Origin of the sequence: Klebsiella sp. RHBSTW-00215 (genome assembly GCF_014103785.1) — a bacterium.
In the GTDB taxonomy this organism is placed as follows: Bacteria; Pseudomonadota; Gammaproteobacteria; order Enterobacterales; family Enterobacteriaceae; genus Klebsiella.
In genome coordinates, this window is sequence record NZ_JABXQS010000001.1 from 1,792,341 (window position 1) to 1,811,243 (window position 18,903).

Consider the following 18,903-nt stretch of genomic DNA (forward strand, 5'->3'; position numbering starts at 1 on the left):
TTGGCGGAATTGAGAGAATTTCAGCTTGATACAGATAAACAGAATTTGCCTGGCGGCGACAGCGCGGTGGTCCCACCTGACCCCATGCCGAACTCAGAAGTGAAACGCCGTAGCGCCGATGGTAGTGTGGGGTCTCCCCATGTGAGAGTAGGGAACTGCCAGGCATTAATTAAGTGAAGAGCCCATCCTGACGGATGGGCTTTTTGCGTTTTTATGGTATTTAAAAAAACCGGATATCAGCTTTGCCTCATCCGGCCTTGCATATTACTCGTGCACCAAATTGAGCAACGGATACGGTTTTCCCAGATCGTCCGTCTCTGAACGCCCCGTCACCTTGAAGCCCATCTTCTTATAAAATCCAACCGCCTGTTCATTCTGCTCGTTGACGTTGGTCGTCAGTTTTGATGATAGCGTCAGCGCATGGTTGATCAGTAATTTCCCCACGCCACAGCCGCGGACATCGGGATCGACGAACAACGCGTCCATATGTTCACCAGTAAGAAGCATAAAGGCGATAGGCTCATCTTTCTCCGTCACCGCTACCCACAGTGGTGCTTCGGGCAAAAATGATCTCACTAACTCTTCCAGCTCTACCCTATACTCCTTCGACAGGAAATTGTGCGTTGCATCGACCGAACGACACCAGATCGCAATGAGTTTTTCCCCTTCGTCATGCCGTGAACGGCGGATGTTAATAACCATATGTTCTCCTTTTATTCGTTCTTATATTCTAACTCAAATATCTCCGTGAAACTTTCTCACCCTGAACATGCAGGCTCGACATTCTCCTGATTTCTGGGTATCTTCAGCTGTCTGGATGTCTAAACGTTTATACGTATGCTATGAGGTAATCAAGTTATGCCAATTCGGGTGCAGGACGAGCTACCGGCCGTCAGTTTCTTGCGTGATGAAAACGTCTTTGTGATGACGACAACTCGCGCGACAACTCAGGAAATTCGCCCGCTGAAGGTGCTCATCCTCAACCTGATGCCGAAGAAAATCGAAACCGAGAACCAGTTTCTGCGGCTGCTTTCAAATTCTCCGCTGCAGCTTGATATCCAGCTGCTACGTATTGATGCTCGGGAGTCGCGCAATACACCGGCGGAGCACCTGAATAACTTTTACTGTAATTTCGAGGAGATCTGCGATCAAAACTTTGACGGTTTGATTGTTACCGGCGCCCCCCTGGGGTTAGTTGAGTTTAACGATGTTGCCTACTGGCCGCAGATCAAGCAGGTGCTGGAGTGGGCTAAAGATCATGTCACCTCAACCTTGTTTGTCTGTTGGGCGGTACAGGCCGCCCTCAATATTCTCTACGGCATCCCAAAACAGACTCGTTCCGAAAAAATTTCAGGGGTATACGAACACCATATTCTACAGCCCCATGCCTTATTAACCCGTGGTTTTGACGACTCTTTCCTTGCCCCACATTCACGCTATGCCGACTTTCCGGCTGTATTGATTCGCGACTACACGGATTTAGAGATTCTGGCGGAGACGGAAGAGGGAGATGCCTACCTGTTTGCCAGTAAAGATAAGCGTATTGCCTTCGTGACCGGCCATCCAGAGTATGATGCGAATACCCTCGCCAGCGAGTTTTTCCGCGATGTTGAAGCTGGCCTCGATCCACAGGTCCCGCACAATTATTTCCCACAAAACGATCCGCAGAACAAACCACGAGCCAGCTGGCGAAGTCATGGTAATTTGCTGTTTATCAACTGGCTCAACTATTACGTTTACCAGATCACGCCATACGATCTACGCCATATGAATCCGACGCTGGATTAATCTTCTACATAACACGATCCTAAAGCGTTTCAGCATTTTGCCTCTGGCACCTTCGGGTGCCTTTTTTGTTTTCGAAATCTGCTTCATGTTGTAATTTATTTTTAATTTTATTGTTATCAATAAGTTAATTGATATTTAAATTAAAAATGGAAATTGTTTTTGATTTTGGGATTTAATTGCGTAATCTTAATTGTGCTGAACGAAAACCACACAACGATCTTACGTTCGCGCCAACTGGATCAACCAAGAGGAGCAGCACAATGACGCAGCAGGCGACAATCACTGATGAACTGACTTTCAGTCAGCCCTACGGCGAACAGGAAAAGCAAATCTTAACGCCTGAGGCGGTGGAATTCCTGAGCGAACTGGTGAGCCGTTTTACGCCTGAGCGCAATAAATTGCTGACGGCACGAATCCAGCAACAGAAGGCAATTGATGATGGCAAGCTTCCTGATTTTATTTCGGAAACAGCTTCCATTCGTAATGGTGACTGGAAAATTCGCGGCATTCCTGAAGACTTGCAGGATCGCCGGGTAGAAATTACCGGCCCGGTTGAGCGCAAGATGGTCATCAACGCGCTCAATGCGAACGTAAAAGTCTTTATGGCCGATTTTGAAGACTCGCTGGCACCCGAATGGAGCAAAGTCGTTGATGGGCAAATTAACCTGCGTGATGCGGTAAACGGTACCATTAGTTACACCAACGAGGCTGGCAAGATTTACCAGCTTAAGCCGGACCCGGCATTACTTATTTGTCGTGTACGCGGCCTGCATTTGCCGGAAAAACACGTGACATGGCGTGGGGATGCTATTCCCGGCAGCCTGTTCGATTTTGCTCTCTATTTCTTCCACAACTACAAGGCGTTGCTGGCAAAAGATAGCGGTCCTTATTTCTATCTGCCGAAGACTCAGGCCTGGCAGGAGGCCGCGTGGTGGAGTGAAGTCTTTAGCTTCACTGAAGACCGCTTTGAGCTTCCGCGCGGCACCATCAAAGCCACTCTACTGATTGAAACGCTGCCGGCCGTCTTCCAGATGGATGAGATCCTGCACTCGCTGCGTGACCATATAGTGGGTCTGAACTGCGGGCGCTGGGACTACATTTTCAGCTATATCAAAACCCTGAAGAACCACCCGGATCGCGTGCTGCCGGACCGACAGGTCGTGACAATGGACAAACCTTTCCTCAGCGCCTACTCGCGATTGCTGATTAAAACCTGCCACAAGCGCGGTGCGTTTGCGATGGGCGGCATGGCGGCATTTATTCCGAGCAAAGATGCTGAGCGAAATAATCAGGTACTGAATAAGGTAAAAGCCGACAAATCGCTGGAAGCCAATAACGGCCACGATGGCACCTGGATCGCCCATCCGGGGCTGGCGGATACCGCGATGGCCGTCTTTAACGGCGTGCTGGGCGAGAATAAAAACCAGCTGTTCGTCACCCGCGATGATGATGCGCCAATTACCGCCGAGCAACTGCTGGCTCCTTGTGAAGGCGAACGAACTGAAGAAGGCATGCGCGCCAATATTCGCGTGGCGGTGCAGTACATTGAAGCATGGATCTCCGGCAACGGCTGCGTACCGATTTACGGTCTGATGGAAGATGCGGCCACTGCCGAAATCTCCCGTACTTCCATTTGGCAGTGGATCCACCACCAGAAGACGCTCAGCGACGGCAAACCGGTAACCAAAGCGCTGTTCCGTCAGTGGCTGGCTGAAGAGATGCGGGTGATTCAGGACGAACTGGGCGAACACCGCTACAGCAGCGGGCGCTTTGATGAAGCCGCCCGCCTGATGGAACAAATCACCACTTCTGACGAATTAATCGACTTCCTGACTCTGCCGGGCTACCGCCTGCTGGCCTAATTCACCACATAACAATATGGAGCATCTGTACATGAAAACTCGTACCCAACAAATCGAAGAATTAAATAAAGATTGGACGAACCCGCGCTGGGAAGGCATTACCCGCCCATACAGCGCTGAAGACGTGGTGAAATTACGCGGCTCAGTCAATCCGGAATGCACCCTGGCGCAGCTGGGCGCGGCGAAGATGTGGCGGCTGCTGCATGGTGAAGCGAAAAAAGGCTATATCAACAGCCTCGGCGCGCTGACCGGCGGGCAGGCGTTGCAGCAGGCGAAAGCGGGTATTGAGGCCATTTATCTTTCTGGCTGGCAGGTCGCGGCGGACGCCAACCTGGCTTCCAGCATGTACCCGGATCAATCGCTCTACCCGGCGAACTCGGTACCAGCCGTTGTCGATCGGATCAATAACACCTTCCGCCGCGCGGATCAGATCCAGTGGTCTGCCGGTATTGAGCCGAACGATCCGCGTTACACCGATTATTTCCTGCCTATCGTCGCCGATGCGGAAGCAGGATTTGGCGGCGTACTCAACGCGTTTGAGTTGATGAAATCGATGATTGAGGCCGGTGCAGCGGCCGTTCACTTCGAAGATCAGCTGGCCTCGGTGAAGAAATGCGGTCATATGGGCGGCAAAGTGCTGGTGCCGACGCAAGAAGCCATTCAGAAACTGGTTGCCGCGCGACTGGCGGCTGACGTCATGGGCGTGCCGACGCTGGTGATCGCCCGAACGGATGCTGATGCTGCCGATTTAATTACGTCAGACTGCGACCCTTACGATCGCGAATTTATCACTGGCGACCGTACCAGCGAAGGTTTCTTCCGTACCCACGCGGGTATCGAACAGGCGATCAGCCGCGGGCTGGCCTACGCACCGTATGCTGACCTGGTGTGGTGCGAAACCTCTACCCCGGACCTTGAGCTGGCGAAACGCTTTGCCGATGCGATTCACGCCAAATATCCGGGTAAGCTGCTGGCTTACAACTGCTCGCCATCCTTTAACTGGCAGAAAAAACTGGATGATAAAACCATCGCCAGCTTTCAGCAGCAGCTGGCGGATATGGGCTACAAGTACCAGTTCATCACCCTGGCCGGTATTCACAGCATGTGGTTCAACATGTTCGACCTGGCGCACGCTTACGCTCAGGGCGAAGGCATGAAGCACTACGTTGAGAAGGTCCAACAGCCGGAGTTTGCGGCGGCTAAAGATGGCTACACTTTTGTCTCTCATCAGCAGGAAGTCGGCACCGGCTACTTCGATAAGGTGACCACTATTATTCAGGGTGGGGCTTCGTCCGTAACGGCGTTAACCGGTTCAACAGAAGAAGAACAGTTCTGATGATTTCCCCCTCTCCCTCGCTCCGGAGGGAGAGGGATGGGTGAGGGGGAAGATATGACGCGTGGCCTGGAATTATTGATTGCTCAGACTATCTTGCAGGGTTTTGACGCCCAGTACGGGCGTTTTCTTGAAGTCACTTCCGGTGCCCAGCAGCGCTTCGAACAGGCTGACTGGCATGCCGTCCAGCAGGCAATGAAACAGCGCATTCATCTCTACGATCACCATGTCGGTCTGGTTGTCGAACAGCTGCGCTGCATTACCGATGGCAAAAATACCGATGCTGATTTTTTGCTGCGGGTGAAAGAGCACTACACCCACTTGTTGCCGGATTACCCTCGCTTCGAAATTGCGGAGAGTTTTTTCAATTCCGTCTATTGTCGGTTGTTTGACCACCGCTCGCTGACTCCCGAGCGGCTTTTTATTTTCAGTTCACAGCCTGAGCGCCGTTTGTGCTCTATCCCGCGCCCGCTGGCAAAAGATTTCTTCCCCGATCGCGGCTGGGACACCTTATTACGCAAGGTGTTATCCGATCTCCCTCTGCGTCTGCCGTGGCAGGACCGGGCGCGTGATATCGGCTATATCACCGCTTGTTTGCAGGAAGCGCTTGGCAGTGAACTGCTCTCCCGGTCGCATTTGCAGGTAGCGAACGAACTGTTTTATCGCAATAAAGCTGCCTGGTTGGTGGGTAAACTCGTCACGCCAATGGCGACGCTGCCTTTCCTGCTGCCAATCCATCGTACCGATGAAGGCGAACTGTTTGTCGATGCCTGTCTGACTACGCATGCTGAAGCGAGTATCGTTTTTGGCTTCGCCCGCTCCTATTTTATGGTTTACGCGCCGCTGCCCGGCGCGCTGGTCGAATGGCTGCGCGATATCCTGCCGGGTAAAACCACTGCCGAATTGTATATGGCGATTGGCTGCCAGAAGCATGCGAAAACCGAAAGCTATCGCGAATACCTGCACTATATCTCCCGCAGCGATGAGCAATTTATCGAAGCGCCGGGCATTCGCGGCATGGTGATGCTGGTATTCACCTTGCCGGGATTTGACCGGGTATTTAAGGTAATCAAAGACAATTTTGCGCCGCAGAAAGAGATGACTGCTGCTCACGTGCGCGCTTGCTATCAGTTGGTTAAAGAGCACGACCGCGTGGGAAGAATGGCCGACACACAGGAGTTTGAAAACTTTGTGCTGGAGAAACGGCAAATTGCGCCTGAACTCATGGCCCTGCTCCAAACCGAGGCTGGAGCAAAAATCACCGATCTCGGGGAGCGGATTGTCATCAGCCATCTCTATATTGAGCGGCGGATGGTACCGCTGAATATATGGCTGGAGCAGGTGGGCGGTCAGGCGCTGCGCGATGCGGTAGAGGAGTATGGGAACGCCATTCGTCAGCTGGCCGCCGCTAATATTTTCCCCGGCGATATGCTATTTAAGAACTTTGGCGTCACGCGCCACGGCCGGGTGGTGTTCTACGATTATGATGAAATTTGCTATATGACCGAAGTGAATTTCCGCGAAATACCACCTGCTCGTTATCCGGAAGACGAGCTGGCCAGCGAGCCCTGGTATAGCGTTTCGCCGGGAGATGTCTTTCCGGAAGAGTTTCGCCACTGGCTGTGCGCTGACCGGCGCATCGGGCCGCTATTTGAAGAGATGCATGCCGACCTGCTGCGTGCTGATTACTGGCGGGCGCTACAAACGCGGATTCGAGAAGGCCACGTGGAGGACGTCTACGCCTATCGCCGCCGTCAGCGCTTTTGCGTGCGCTACGGTACAACCGACCCCTCTCTTTTGCGAGCGGCTTTCCAGGAGTGAATCAGACGGTTTGCGGGGATTTGCTTAGCGCAGTATTGTTGCCGCTTATTGAGGAATAGGGACGAACCTGTCTGAAGATTTTGCTGGAGATATGGGAGCCTTCTTTCTAATATGTCTATATTAGACATTCGAGCCATTTTGGCCAAAAGGAGGGTGTATGCAAGTCATGCCCGCACAACAAGCGAAGAATCAGTTTGGTGATTTGCTGATGAAAGCTCAGCGTGAACCCGTGGAAATCAGTAAGCACGGTAAGCGTGTGGCAGTAGTGATTTCGCCCGAAGAATATGACCAATTTACCCAGTTGAAGCTACAGCGATTGAAGGCTGTTCTGGCTGAATCTATCGCTCAGGCAGATAGCGGTGAATTGCATGGTATTGATGATGTCTTCGGCCCACTGGCATCCGATGAAAAAAACGGAATTTAAGGATAAAGCTAAGGGATGAGCATCAGGTTTACAACCGCGGCGAAAGAGCATATTCGCGCAATCAGGATTTATTCTACGCGTCGCTGGGGTAAGGATGTTGCAGAAGCCTACGCCTCGGTTTTACGCGTGACGATGACGGATATCCTTGATAAACATCCCTCTCCTGGTCGCGATCGCAGTGACGATCTTTTTCCAGCAGTACGCAGTTTCCCGGTAGAAAGCCATATTATTTATTACCGGGAAGTTCCAGAAGGCATCATTGTTCTGGCTGTACTGCATGAGAAACAAGATCCGCAAAACTACCTGTAAGTGTAAACACTTATCCCGCATATCGTTGTCAGTCGCAGGCGGGGTCAATCAGGCCACTTCAATAACGGTGAATTCTTCGTACACCAGCTCCATATCCGGCGCCCAGGTGCCTTCGCGCTCAAAAAACGCCTGATGCGCAGATTGCCAGTAAGCCAGGCTCAAATCACCTTCGCCTTCCAGCGCGGCCAGTTGCGCGCTCATTTCGTTAAAACGTATCAACCTGAGCGCCAGGGTGCGTATCACGCAGACTGCTTTACCTTTGCCGTCCAGCACAATGTGATATGCCCCAGGCGTTACGGGCGGCAGCTCTTGCTGATAGCTGGCAAGCGAGCCGCAGGTGCCGCGCTTTTTCCCGGCGACGACCAGGGCTGCCAGCTCGTCGGCGAGCTCCGGTGAATCACCGAAAGACCAGCAGAAAGCAGAAGGGTATTTATCTTGCCAGTATGATTTCAGATCGCTCATTTATCGCACTCCTCCATATGCCAGCGTCACTTCTTTCGCCGCCTTAATCGCCAGCGCCCCCAGTTCGGTAACGCGATCGTCGGTAATGCGCGAAATCGGCCCGGAGATAGAAATCGCGGCGAACGGCTCGCGGTGTTCATCATAAATACACGATGCCACGCAGCGCAGGCCAAGCGCGTGTTCTTCATCATCAAACGAATAGCCGCGTTTACGCGTCTGGGCCAAATCTTCTTTCAGATGCACCGGCGACACCAGCGTAGCGTGAGTATAAGCATGCAGGCCTTTACGATGCAGCAGGCTGGTCACTTGCTCTTCACTCAACTGCGACAGAAAGGCTTTTCCCGCGCCGGAAGCGTGCATCGGCAGCTTGCCGCCAATTGGCGCAGACATACGCATCAGTTGGGTACACTGTACCTGGTCGATGATAATCGCCTGATGGTCGCCCTGGTCTAGCACCGCGAGGTTTACCGTCTCGCCGGAATCTTCCATCAGTTGGCGCAGAATCGGATGGACGATAGCCAGCAGGTTGCGGCTTTGCAGGAAGCTGCTGCCGACAACAAATGCATGCGCCCCCACCGACCAGTGTCCCAGCTCGCCAACCTGGCGAACAAAGCCCAACTGCTGCATGGTGGTCAGCAGGCGGTGGGTGGTGGAGTTAGGTAAACCGGCCTGCTGGGCCAGCTCGGTCAGCGCGACACTGCCGTGAGATTCAGAAATCCATTCGAGTAGCTTCAGGCCACGTGTCAGGGACTGAACTTGTCCGCCAGCTGGAGCGGCGGCGGGTGAGGCAGGTTTTCTGCCGCGTTTTGCAGGAACGGGGGTAGCCATCGCGGACTCCTTTTTCTGTATCGTGGAAATGATTTTCGTTTTATTTGGCGATAATGCAATCACTACCCGACTGATCGGATGAGTGAAGCTGAACATGTCTCATGTTGCCGTTGTTTTCTTTTCCACCCTCCAGGTTTATGCCAGTATGGTCTGTTGAGTTTTTTCGGTCTGATTGAGCGTTGTCGGGAGCGAGTGTGAGCAGCAAAGTTGAGCAACTGCATCAGCAGTTAAAAGAACGTATTTTGGTTCTGGACGGAGGCATGGGCACCATGATCCAGAGCTATCGTCTGAGCGAGCAGGACTTTCGTGGCGATCGCTTTGCCGACTGGCCGTGCGATCTGAAGGGCAACAACGACCTGCTGGTTCTCAGCAAGCCGGAGGTGATAGCCGCTATCCACGATGCCTACTTTGCGGCCGGGGCGGATATCATCGAGACAAATACCTTTAACTCGACGACCATCGCGATGGCGGATTACCAGATGGAATCCCTGTCGGCGGAAATCAACTTTGCAGCGGCGAAGCTGGCCCGCGCCAGCGCCGATGCCTGGACCGCCCGCACGCCGGAAAAACCGCGCTACGTCGCAGGCGTTCTCGGCCCGACTAACCGCACCGCGTCTATTTCTCCGGACGTCAACGATCCGGCCTTTCGCAATATCACTTTCGACGGGCTGGTGGCGGCCTATCGCGAATCCACCAAAGCGCTGGTGGAGGGCGGCAGTGACCTGATCCTGATTGAAACCGTCTTCGATACCCTTAACGCCAAAGCGGCGATTTTTGCGGTGAAGGAAGAGTTTGAAGCGCTGGGTGTGGATCTGCCGATTATGATCTCCGGCACCATCACCGACGCCTCCGGGCGTACGCTTTCCGGTCAGACCACCGAAGCCTTCTATAACTCGCTGCGCCACGCCGATGCGCTGACCTTCGGCCTCAACTGCGCCCTGGGACCGGATGAGCTGCGCCAGTACGTGCAGGAGCTGTCGCGCATTGCCGAATGCTACGTCACCGCGCACCCGAACGCCGGGCTGCCGAACGCCTTTGGTGAATACGACCTGGACGCCGACAATATGGCGGCGCAAATCCGTGAATGGGCAGAGGCTGGCTTCCTGAATATCGTTGGCGGCTGCTGCGGCACCACGCCGGAACATATCGCCGCCATGAGCCGCGCCGTTGAAGGGCTGACGCCGCGCCAGTTGCCGGAGCTGCCAGTAGCCTGCCGTCTCGCAGGCCTTGAGCCGCTGAATATCGGCGACGACAGCCTGTTTGTGAACGTTGGCGAGCGTACCAACGTGACCGGCTCAGCAAAATTTAAACGCCTGATTAAAGAAGAAAAATACAACGAAGCGCTGGACGTTGCCCGCCAGCAGGTGGAAAGCGGCGCGCAGATTATCGATATCAACATGGATGAGGGGATGCTCGACGCCGAAGCGGCGATGGTGCGATTCCTCAACCTGATCGCCGGTGAGCCGGATATTGCCCGCGTACCGATTATGATTGACTCCTCAAAGTGGGAGGTCATTGAGAAAGGGCTGAAATGCATTCAGGGCAAAGGCATCGTCAACTCCATCTCGATGAAAGAGGGCGTTGAGCCGTTTATCCACCATGCCAAAAAAGTGCGCCGCTACGGTGCTGCCATGGTAGTGATGGCCTTTGATGAACAGGGCCAGGCCGATACCCGGGCGCGCAAAATTGAGATTTGCCGCCGGGCGTACAAGATTCTCACCGAAGAAGTGGGCTTCCCGCCGGAAGACATCATTTTTGACCCGAATATTTTCGCCGTGGCGACCGGCATTGAAGAGCACAACAACTACGCCCAGGACTTTATCGGTGCCTGTGAAGACATCAAACGCGAACTGCCGCATGCGCTAATTTCCGGCGGCGTCTCCAACGTGTCGTTCTCGTTCCGCGGCAACGACCCGGTGCGGGAGGCGATTCACGCAGTATTCCTCTACTACGCCATCCGTAACGGCATGGACATGGGCATCGTCAACGCCGGTCAGCTGGCGATTTACGACGACCTGCCCGCTGAACTGCGCGATGCGGTTGAAGATGTGATTCTGAACCGCCGCGATGATGGCACTGAACGTCTGCTGGATCTGGCGGAGAAATATCGCGGTAGCAAATCCGACGAAAGCGCCAACATCCAGCAGGCTGAATGGCGTTCGTGGGAAGTGAAAAAGCGTCTCGAATATTCGCTGGTCAAAGGCATTACCGAATTTATCGAGCTGGATACCGAAGAAGCCCGTCAGCAGGCCACGCGCCCTATCGAGGTCATCGAAGGGCCGCTGATGGACGGCATGAACGTGGTCGGCGATCTGTTTGGTGAAGGGAAAATGTTCCTGCCGCAGGTGGTGAAATCTGCCCGCGTGATGAAGCAGGCGGTGGCGTATCTCGAACCGTATATCGAAGCCAGCAAAGAAAAAGGCTCCAGCAACGGCAAGATGGTCATTGCGACCGTGAAGGGCGATGTTCATGACATCGGTAAAAATATCGTTGGGGTTGTACTGCAATGTAACAACTACGAAATCGTCGATCTTGGCGTGATGGTCCCCGCGGAGAAAATCCTTAGAACGGCGAGAGAAGTGAATGCGGACCTGATTGGCCTTTCCGGACTGATTACTCCGTCGCTGGACGAAATGGTCAACGTGGCGAAAGAGATGGAACGCCAGGGCTTTACCATTCCACTGCTGATCGGCGGCGCGACGACTTCGAAAGCGCATACAGCAGTGAAAATCGAGCAGAACTACAGTGGCCCGACGGTCTACGTGCAGAACGCCTCGCGCACCGTTGGCGTTGTTGCCGCGCTACTGTCTGATACTCAGCACGATGATTTTGTTGCCCGCACGCGTAAAGAGTATGAAACCGTGCGCATTCAGCACGCGCGCAAAAAGCCGCGTACGCCGCCGGTCACGCTGGAGGCTGCGCGCGATAACGATCTGGCCTTTGACTGGGAAAACTATACCCCGCCGGTGGCCCATCGTCTGGGCGTGCAGGAGGTTGAAGCCAGTATCGAAACCCTGCGTAACTATATCGACTGGACGCCGTTCTTTATGACCTGGTCGCTGGCCGGGAAATATCCGCGCATTCTGGAAGATGAAGTGGTCGGCGTTGAGGCGCAGCGACTGTTCAAAGATGCCAACGATCTGCTGGATAAGCTGAGCGCTGAAAAATCTCTTAACCCGCGCGGCGTGGTGGGGCTGTTCCCGGCAAACCGCGTCGGCGACGATGTGGAAATTTATCGCGATGAAACCCGTACCCATGTGCTGAACGTGGGGCGTCATCTGCGTCAGCAAACGGAGAAAGTCGGTTTTGCTAACTACTGCCTGGCGGATTTTGTCGCCCCAAAATTGTCCGGAAAAGCGGACTACATCGGCGCGTTCGCGGTAACTGGCGGTCTTGAAGAGGACGCGCTGGCCGATGCTTACGAGGCGCAGCACGATGACTATAACAAGATTATGGTGAAAGCGATTGCCGACCGTCTGGCGGAAGCCTTTGCCGAATATCTGCACGAGCGGGTGCGTAAAGTGTACTGGGGCTACGCAGCGAACGAGAACCTCAGCAACGAAGAGCTGATCCGCGAAAACTACCAGGGGATCCGCCCGGCGCCCGGTTATCCGGCCTGCCCGGAGCACACCGAAAAGGCGACCATCTGGGAGCTGCTGGAAGTGGAAAAACACACCGGTATGAAGCTAACCGAATCCTTCGCTATGTGGCCCGGAGCCTCGGTCTCCGGCTGGTACTTCAGCCACCCGGACAGCAAGTATTTCGCGGTAGCGCAAATTCAGCGCGATCAGGTGGAGGACTACGCGTTGCGTAAAGGGATGAGCGTGGCGGAAGTTGAACGCTGGTTAGCGCCGAATTTGGGATATGACGCCGACTGATTCGCCAATCAGTTATCTTTCCTTACAACTAACAGGGCGCTCAATGAGCGCCCTGTCTCTTTATTGTGTTTAAACCCTTATACTGAAACAAGGTTTGCGGGCGCGGCTTGCCGGATGGCGGCGTAAACGCCTTATCCGGCCTACGGGAGAATCTTTTGTAGGCCGGATAAGCGCAGCGCCATCAGGCATAATGCCGACGCCTTGAGCCTCAGGAACCGATAAATATAAGGAGAAGCTGATTCCGTGTTAACTCTGCTACACCTGCTTTCTGCCGTCGCCCTGCTGGTGTGGGGCACCCATATTGTTCGCACCGGCGTGATGCGCGTCTACGGTGCACGCCTGCGAAGCGTTCTGAGCAGCAGCGTGGAGAAAAAGCCGCTCGCCTTCTGTGCGGGCATCGGCGTCACCGCGCTGGTCCAGAGCAGCAACGCCACCACCATGCTGGTCACCTCTTTTGTCGCTCAGGATCTGGTGGCGCTGGCCCCCGCGCTGGTAATGGTGCTGGGGGCGGACGTCGGTACCGCGCTGATGGCGAGGGTGCTGACCTTCGACCTGTCATGGCTTTCGCCGCTGCTGATTTTTATCGGCGTGATTTTTTTCCTTGGGCGCAAGCAAACGCGCGCAGGCCAGCTCGGACGCGTGGGGATTGGCCTGGGGCTGATTCTTCTCGCGCTGGAGCTGATCGTACAGGCGGTGCATCCCATAACCCAGGCCAACGGCGTGCAGGTGATTTTCGCCTCGTTGACCGGCGATATTATGCTGGATGCGCTGATTGGCGCGGTATTCGCGATCATCAGCTATTCAAGCCTGGCCGCTGTGCTGCTGACCGCCACGTTAACCTCGACCGGTGTGATTTCATTTCCGGTCGCGCTGTGCCTGGTGATTGGCGCTAACCTCGGCTCCGGGCTGCTGGCGATGCTCAATAACAGCGGAGCGAATGCCGCCGCGCGCCGCGTTGCGCTTGGTAGCCTGCTGTTCAAGCTGGTGGGCAGCCTGATTATCCTGCCGTTTGTTCATGTACTGGCCGAGGTGATGCATAAGCTGCCGTTAGCGGAAGCTGAGCTGGTTATCTACTTCCACGTCTTCTACAACCTGATCCGCTGTATCGCCATGGTGCCGTTCGCTGAGCCGATGGCCCGCCTCTGTAAGCGTTTGATTCGCGACGAGCCGGAGCTGGACGCGCGACTGAAGCCGAAGCATCTCGATACTTCGGCGCTGGATACCCCCGCGCTGGCGCTGGCCAATGCCGCTCGTGAAACGCTGCGTATTGGCGATGCGATGGAGCAGATGCTGGAAGGTTTGCGCAAGATCATGCACGGTGAGTCGCGCGAGGAGAAAGAGCTACGGCGGATGGCGGATGACATCAACGTGCTTTATACCGCGATTAAGCTCTATCTGGCGCGCATGCCAAAAGAGGAGCTGGCGGAAGAGGAATCCCGCCGCTGGGCGGAGATCATCGAAATGGCGCTCAACCTGGAGCAGGCTTCGGATATTGTCGAGAGGATGGGCAGCGAAATCGCCGATAAATCTCTGGCTGCGCGCCGCGCTTTCTCCATGGAGGGGCTGAAGGAGCTGGATGGGCTGTACGATCAATTACTGAGTAATCTACAGCTGGCGATGTCGGTCTTTTTCTCCGGTGACGTGCCGAGCGCCCGTCGTCTGCGGCGTAGTAAGCATCGTTTTCGCATTTTAAACCGCCGCTATTCGCATGCTCACGTTGACCGCCTGCATCAGCAAAACGTGCAGAGTATTGAAACCAGTACGCTGCATCTGGCGCTACTGGGCGATATGAAGCGTCTGAACTCGCTGTTCTGCTCGGTGGCCTATAGCGTGATGGAGCAGCCGGATGAGGACGATGAGCGGGATGATTATTAACCGGTGATGTCGCAAAAATCCCCGGTGGCGCTGCGCTGACCGGGCTACAGGTTCACAGCAGTCTGCGGTTTGGTCACCCGGACAAGGCGCGTCAAGCGCCGCCTCCGGGAAATTCCCCGGGTCGCGGCAGACGCCTTACCCGGGGCTACAGGCCCGTGCGGTCTGGGGTTGGGTAGCCCGGACAGGTGCGCAGCACCGCCTCCGGGAAAGTGAGATCAAGGGATCAGAAACGATGCCCTGCGTTAAGAGTTACCGCCTCTTCTCCCGCTCTGAACACCAGCGTCGGGTTCGGGCCGCCGAGGGTGGCGTGGCCCTGCGTCACCTGAATCCAGTTGCCTTCCGGCAAGCCGATAATTGTCAATTCCGGCGCAACCACCAGCAGCTCACGAATCCGCTGTTCGCGGGTTTCGCCTTTATGGCCTTCCGGTAGGGCGTTGGTGAAATGCGGGTTAATTTGTAGCGGGAACAGCCCCAGAGCATCAAAGCCTTGAGGGTCGACAATCGGCATATCGTTAGTGGTGCGGATGGTCGGGCAGGCAAGGTTAGCCCCCGCGCTCCAGCCGACGTATAGCGCACCGCGCTTCACCACATCCACCATCGGTGCCAGCAGGCCGCGCTCGCGGCACTCTTTCAGCAACTGGAAGGTATTACCGCCGCCAACGATAACTATCTCTGCGTTTTCAATCGCCGACACCGGGTCAGCCACGCTGTGAATTCCGGTAACCGCCACGCCCATTGGGCCAAAGACGGCGGCGGTTTTCGCGGTGTAATCGTCCCAGGTTTGCGTCACCCCGGCGAAAGGAATAAATACCGCAGAACGGCGACCGTTTAGCTGCCCGGCAATCGTCGGTAGCGCATGTTCCAGCCAGGCTTTGCCCGGTAGCGTTGAGTTACTTAATAGCAGCAGTTCCATTATTTCTCCATTCAGCCAGATGATTCGTCGGCTGAGGATGTTAGCACAGCTTATCATTCTGCTTGCTGACGTGGCTCACGCTAAAACGAGCTTAACGCGGAAGATAAGCCGCCATAAACACCTCAACGGCACGCGCCGTCACCTGCTGCACTTCTTCATCGCTAACGCGGTCCTGCTGGCGGAATAAAAACCGGTCCATCAGCTCTGCTTGCAACAACGCGCTCAAGTGCAGCGCCGTAATGCGCGGATCGGCATGGCGCAGCAAACCATTCTCCATGGCGAGAGATAAAAAATCGGCGATCAGCTGCTGAACGCGCAGGATGCCGCGCTGATAGATAAGATCGCCTAACTTGTTGTTACCGGAACCGGCAATCGCCAGCCGCTGGTTGGATTGCACATCCGGAGAGTAGATAAAGTGCAAAAAGCGCTGACCAAACTGATTCAGCGCGAGCGTAATGTCGCCGCGCTCCAGCATTGATGGCTCCACCAGCTTGAGCACTGCGGAGAATTCTTCTTCGCACAGGCGCGACATCACTTCAAAAAATAACTCATCTTTTGACGCAAAATGGTTATACAGCGTGGCCTTCGAGCCGCCAACGCGGGCGCAGATTTCCGCCATTGAGGCCCCTTCATAGCCCAGTTCGCGAAATACCTGCGTGGCCTCATCAAGGATATTTTGTCGTTTTGCTTCGGTTCTGGTGCTTTTCATATTTGACGACCGGCTGAGAAAAAGAAAGGGCTGTTCAATTTTATCACGACTCTGATACACTCCAAAGCTGTACCGTACAGTACAGTTTAATATCAGGATAGACATAATTATGGAACAGGATGCCTTACCTTCATTTTTTACACGATCTGCCAGCCGCAGAACGCTGATACCGCTGGCGGCCGCGCTGTGGCTGGTCGGCTGCGCGCAGCTACCGGATGCACCGCCTAAGGCGGAACTCAAAGCCGTTGAAAGCTATGGGGCGAGTACGCTGCCGCTGAATGCGCAGGCGGTCTGGCCGACGCAGCAGTGGTGGCGTAGCTACGGCGACAGCCAGCTCAATACGCTCATTGACGAGGCGCTGGCAAACGCCCCCGATATGACGATTGCCGCCGCGCGTTTGCGCAGCGCCGAGGCCAGAGGCCAGCAGGCGCAATCGGCACTGCTGCCGCAGCTCAGCGCTTCGGCAACGGCCAGCCAGCAGCGTCAGTCCTACAACTATTTACTGCCGCGCGAAATGTCGCCCATTGGCTGGAAAGAGTATGGCCAGATGACGCTCGACCTTTCGTGGGATCTGGATTTCTGGGGTAAAAACCGCGCCTCGCTGGCGGCGGCGACTTCGGTAATTGAGGCGACCCGCGCGGAGCAGTATCAGGCGCAGCTGGAGCTGTCCGCCGCGGTCGCGATGGCGTATGCCGATCTGGCGCAATACTACGCCGAGCGCGACAGCGTAGCGGAGGTGGTGGAGGCGCGGCGTAAAACAGCCGAGCTGTTTGATAAACGCTATCACAACGGTATGGAAACACGCTCGGCCTTGCATATTGCCCAGTCGCGGCTGGCTGCCGCGCAGGGCGAACTGCAGGTGCTTGATGAGCGTATCCAGCTTACGCGTTATCAGCTTGCAGAACTGCTGGGGGCCGGGCCGGATCGCGGGCTGGCCATCAAGCGGCCGCAAATTAATTTGCACAACGTGCGCGGACTGCCGGAACAGCTCCCTGTCAACCTGCTGGGTCGTCGCCCGGATATCGTCGCCGCCCGCCTGATGGCACAAGCGCAGGATAGTCAGGTTAGCGCGCATAAAGCGGCGTTTTACCCCAACATCAACCTGTCGGCGTTTATCGGCTTCCAGGCGCTGGGGCTGGATAACCTCATCGAATCAGGATCGAAATTCGGCAACGCCGGACCGGCTATTTGGCTGCCTATCTTCAGCGGGGGTCGCCTGCGCGGTGAGCTGCGCGGCTCAATGGCTGAGTACGATATCGCCGCCGCCCGCTACAACGCTACCGTCACCCATGCGTTGCAGGAGGTGGCGAGCGCGGGGCTGAGCCAGAAAGCCCTGACGGCGCAAATTGCCAGCGCACAAACGGCGGCAACCGAGGCCAGCGAGGCCTGGCGGGTGGTGAGCAAACGTTATGAAGGAGGCCTGGCGACGTACATCGATGTGCTGTACGCCCAGGATTCGGTACTGGAGTGTCAGCGCCGACTTGCCGTGGTGCAGTCGCGCGCCTTCTCTGTTGATGTCGCGCTACAACGCGCGCTGGGTGGCGGCTACCAGCAGCCGCAGGATGAAGAAGCAAAAGGATCTGATGATGTCTAAAACCCCAAACGTAAGCCAACAACGACGTAAAGCACAGCTGATGCTGCTGGCTGGCGTAGTTATCATCGCCGGGGCGCTATCCGGTGGATACTGGTTTTTGTACGGCTCGCATTTTGTCGCCACCGATAACGCCTATGCGGCGGTGGAAATCACTCAGGTGACGCCGTCTATTGGCGGAACGGTCGGTGAAGTGCTGGTCAAGGATACGCAGATGGTGAAAAAGGGCGACCTGCTGGTGCGTATCGACCCCACCGATGCTCAACTGGCGAAGGCTCAGGCGGACGCAGAGCTGGAAAACACCATCCGGCGGGTGAAGGGCTATTTCACCACCGACAGCAACCTCCATTCGCAGATTCAGGCCCGCGAAGCGGATGAACTGCGGGCGGCGGCGCAGCTGGCGGTTGCGCAGGCAGATTTCTCCCGCGCCAGTATTGACCTGAAGCGGCGTAAAGCGCTGGTGGCTGACGGCGCGGTATCCGGCGACGAGCTGACGCAGGCGCAGAATGCCTGGGATAGCGCCAAAGCCCGGCTGGCGGCGGAGCAGGCGGCGGCCAGCCAGGCGAAAGCTAACCGCGCGTCGGCGCTGAGCGCGCGGGAAACTAACGCCGTGCGGATCAGTGATACCACCGTGGACAACCATCCGGAAGTCGCGCTGGCTCGCGCACGCCGCGATCAGGCTGCCGTCGATTTGGCGCGTACTGAAATTCGTGCGCCGGTCGAAGGCATTATTGCTAAACGTCAGGTTGAACCGGGGCAGCGCGTGCAGGCGGGGATGCCGCTGATGACCGTCGTGCCGGTCCATGAGATGTACGTTAACGCCAACTATAAAGAGGTGCAGCTAACCAACGTCCGCGTCGGTCAGCCTGTGGAGCTGCATGCCGATCTGTACGGCAGCTCCGTGACCTATCACGGCGTGGTGGAAGGCTTCTCCGGCGGCTCCGGCTCAGCGTTTTCAGCTATTCCAGCGCAGAACGCCACCGGCAACTGGATCAAGGTTGTTCAGCGCCTGCCGGTACGTATCAAGCTTGACCCGATCGAGCTGGATAAACATCCGCTGAAGGTGGGGCTGTCGATGCACGCTGAAATCGACACCCGTGGGCGCTGATG

Annotated in this window: 15 protein-coding genes and 1 rRNA gene; 11 read left to right on the forward strand and 5 right to left on the reverse strand. The window is 55.7% G+C overall.

Going from position 1 to position 18,903, the window contains the following annotated elements:
- Positions 1-48: 48 nt before the first annotated feature.
- A 5S ribosomal RNA gene (gene rrf, locus HV127_RS08530) occupies positions 49-164 on the forward strand.
- 100 nt (positions 165-264) lie between these two features.
- Here the strand turns inward: rrf and HV127_RS08535 are convergent.
- Entirely contained in the window at positions 265-702 is a 438-nt protein-coding gene (locus HV127_RS08535; RefSeq protein ID WP_182235608.1) for an acetyltransferase, read from the reverse strand.
- 156 nt (positions 703-858) lie between these two features.
- Here HV127_RS08535 and metA point away from each other — a divergent pair, with 156 nt between their 5' ends.
- The 6 genes from metA (at position 859) to HV127_RS08565 (ending at position 7,537) form a co-directional block, all read left to right on the forward strand.
- Positions 859-1,788 (forward strand): homoserine O-succinyltransferase, encoded by a 930-nt coding sequence (gene metA, locus HV127_RS08540; RefSeq protein ID WP_182235609.1) that lies wholly within the window; start codon positions 859-861, stop codon positions 1,786-1,788.
- Between the two features lie 260 nt (positions 1,789-2,048).
- The gene (aceB, locus tag HV127_RS08545) at positions 2,049-3,650 is read left to right on the forward strand and encodes a malate synthase A (protein ID WP_182235610.1); all 1,602 of its coding nucleotides are present in this window, start codon (positions 2,049-2,051) and stop codon (positions 3,648-3,650) included.
- 31 nt (positions 3,651-3,681) lie between these two features.
- A complete protein-coding gene (gene aceA, locus HV127_RS08550; protein ID WP_182235611.1) occupies positions 3,682-4,986 on the forward strand; it encodes an isocitrate lyase in 1,305 nt (434 codons plus the stop codon).
- A 54-nt stretch (positions 4,987-5,040) separates the two neighbouring features.
- On the forward strand, positions 5,041-6,804 hold the full coding sequence (gene aceK / locus HV127_RS08555; protein WP_182235612.1) for a bifunctional isocitrate dehydrogenase kinase/phosphatase: 1,764 nt from the start codon (positions 5,041-5,043) through the stop codon (positions 6,802-6,804).
- A 157-nt stretch (positions 6,805-6,961) separates the two neighbouring features.
- Positions 6,962-7,228, forward strand: a complete 267-nt coding sequence (locus tag HV127_RS08560) for a type II toxin-antitoxin system Phd/YefM family antitoxin (protein WP_182235613.1) — start codon at positions 6,962-6,964, stop codon at positions 7,226-7,228.
- Positions 7,229-7,243: 15 nt separating this feature from the next.
- Positions 7,244-7,537 carry a type II toxin-antitoxin system RelE/ParE family toxin gene (locus HV127_RS08565; RefSeq protein ID WP_182235614.1) on the forward strand — a complete coding sequence of 98 codons (294 nt, stop codon included), beginning with the start codon at positions 7,244-7,246 and terminating at the stop codon, positions 7,535-7,537.
- A 48-nt stretch (positions 7,538-7,585) separates the two neighbouring features.
- Here the strand turns inward: HV127_RS08565 and HV127_RS08570 are convergent, their stop codons facing one another.
- Positions 7,586-7,990 carry an ASCH domain-containing protein gene (locus HV127_RS08570; RefSeq protein ID WP_182240597.1) on the reverse strand — a complete coding sequence of 135 codons (405 nt, stop codon included), beginning with the start codon at positions 7,988-7,990 and terminating at the stop codon, positions 7,586-7,588.
- Between the two features lie 9 nt (positions 7,991-7,999).
- Positions 8,000-8,827, reverse strand: coding sequence for a glyoxylate bypass operon transcriptional repressor IclR (gene iclR / locus HV127_RS08575; RefSeq protein ID WP_110277248.1), 828 nt, complete (start codon positions 8,825-8,827; stop codon positions 8,000-8,002).
- Positions 8,828-9,021: 194 nt separating this feature from the next.
- Between iclR and metH the strand changes: the two genes are divergently transcribed.
- Both metH and HV127_RS08585 read left to right on the forward strand, forming a co-directional pair.
- Complete coding sequence (gene metH, locus HV127_RS08580) at positions 9,022-12,705, forward strand: methionine synthase (RefSeq protein WP_182235615.1); 3,684 nt, start codon at positions 9,022-9,024, stop codon at positions 12,703-12,705.
- Between the two features lie 243 nt (positions 12,706-12,948).
- Positions 12,949-14,580, forward strand: a complete 1,632-nt coding sequence (locus HV127_RS08585) for a Na/Pi cotransporter family protein (protein ID WP_181484057.1) — start codon at positions 12,949-12,951, stop codon at positions 14,578-14,580.
- A 223-nt stretch (positions 14,581-14,803) separates the two neighbouring features.
- On the opposite strand, the gene pepE is transcribed toward HV127_RS08585, so the two are convergent.
- Positions 14,804-15,493, reverse strand: coding sequence for a dipeptidase PepE (pepE, locus tag HV127_RS08590; protein ID WP_182235616.1), 690 nt, complete (start codon positions 15,491-15,493; stop codon positions 14,804-14,806).
- 91 nt (positions 15,494-15,584) lie between these two features.
- Entirely contained in the window at positions 15,585-16,202 is a 618-nt protein-coding gene (locus tag HV127_RS08595; protein WP_182235617.1) for a TetR/AcrR family transcriptional regulator, read from the reverse strand.
- A gap of 109 nt (positions 16,203-16,311) precedes the next feature.
- Between HV127_RS08595 and HV127_RS08600 the strand changes: the two genes are divergently transcribed.
- Positions 16,312-17,796, forward strand: coding sequence for an efflux transporter outer membrane subunit (locus tag HV127_RS08600; protein ID WP_182235618.1), 1,485 nt, complete (start codon positions 16,312-16,314; stop codon positions 17,794-17,796).
- A complete protein-coding gene (locus tag HV127_RS08605; RefSeq protein WP_220471422.1) occupies positions 17,765-18,901 on the forward strand; it encodes an HlyD family secretion protein in 1,137 nt (378 codons plus the stop codon). The genes HV127_RS08600 and HV127_RS08605 overlap by 32 nt, the downstream gene beginning before the upstream one ends.
- Positions 18,902-18,903 lie beyond the last annotated feature (2 nt).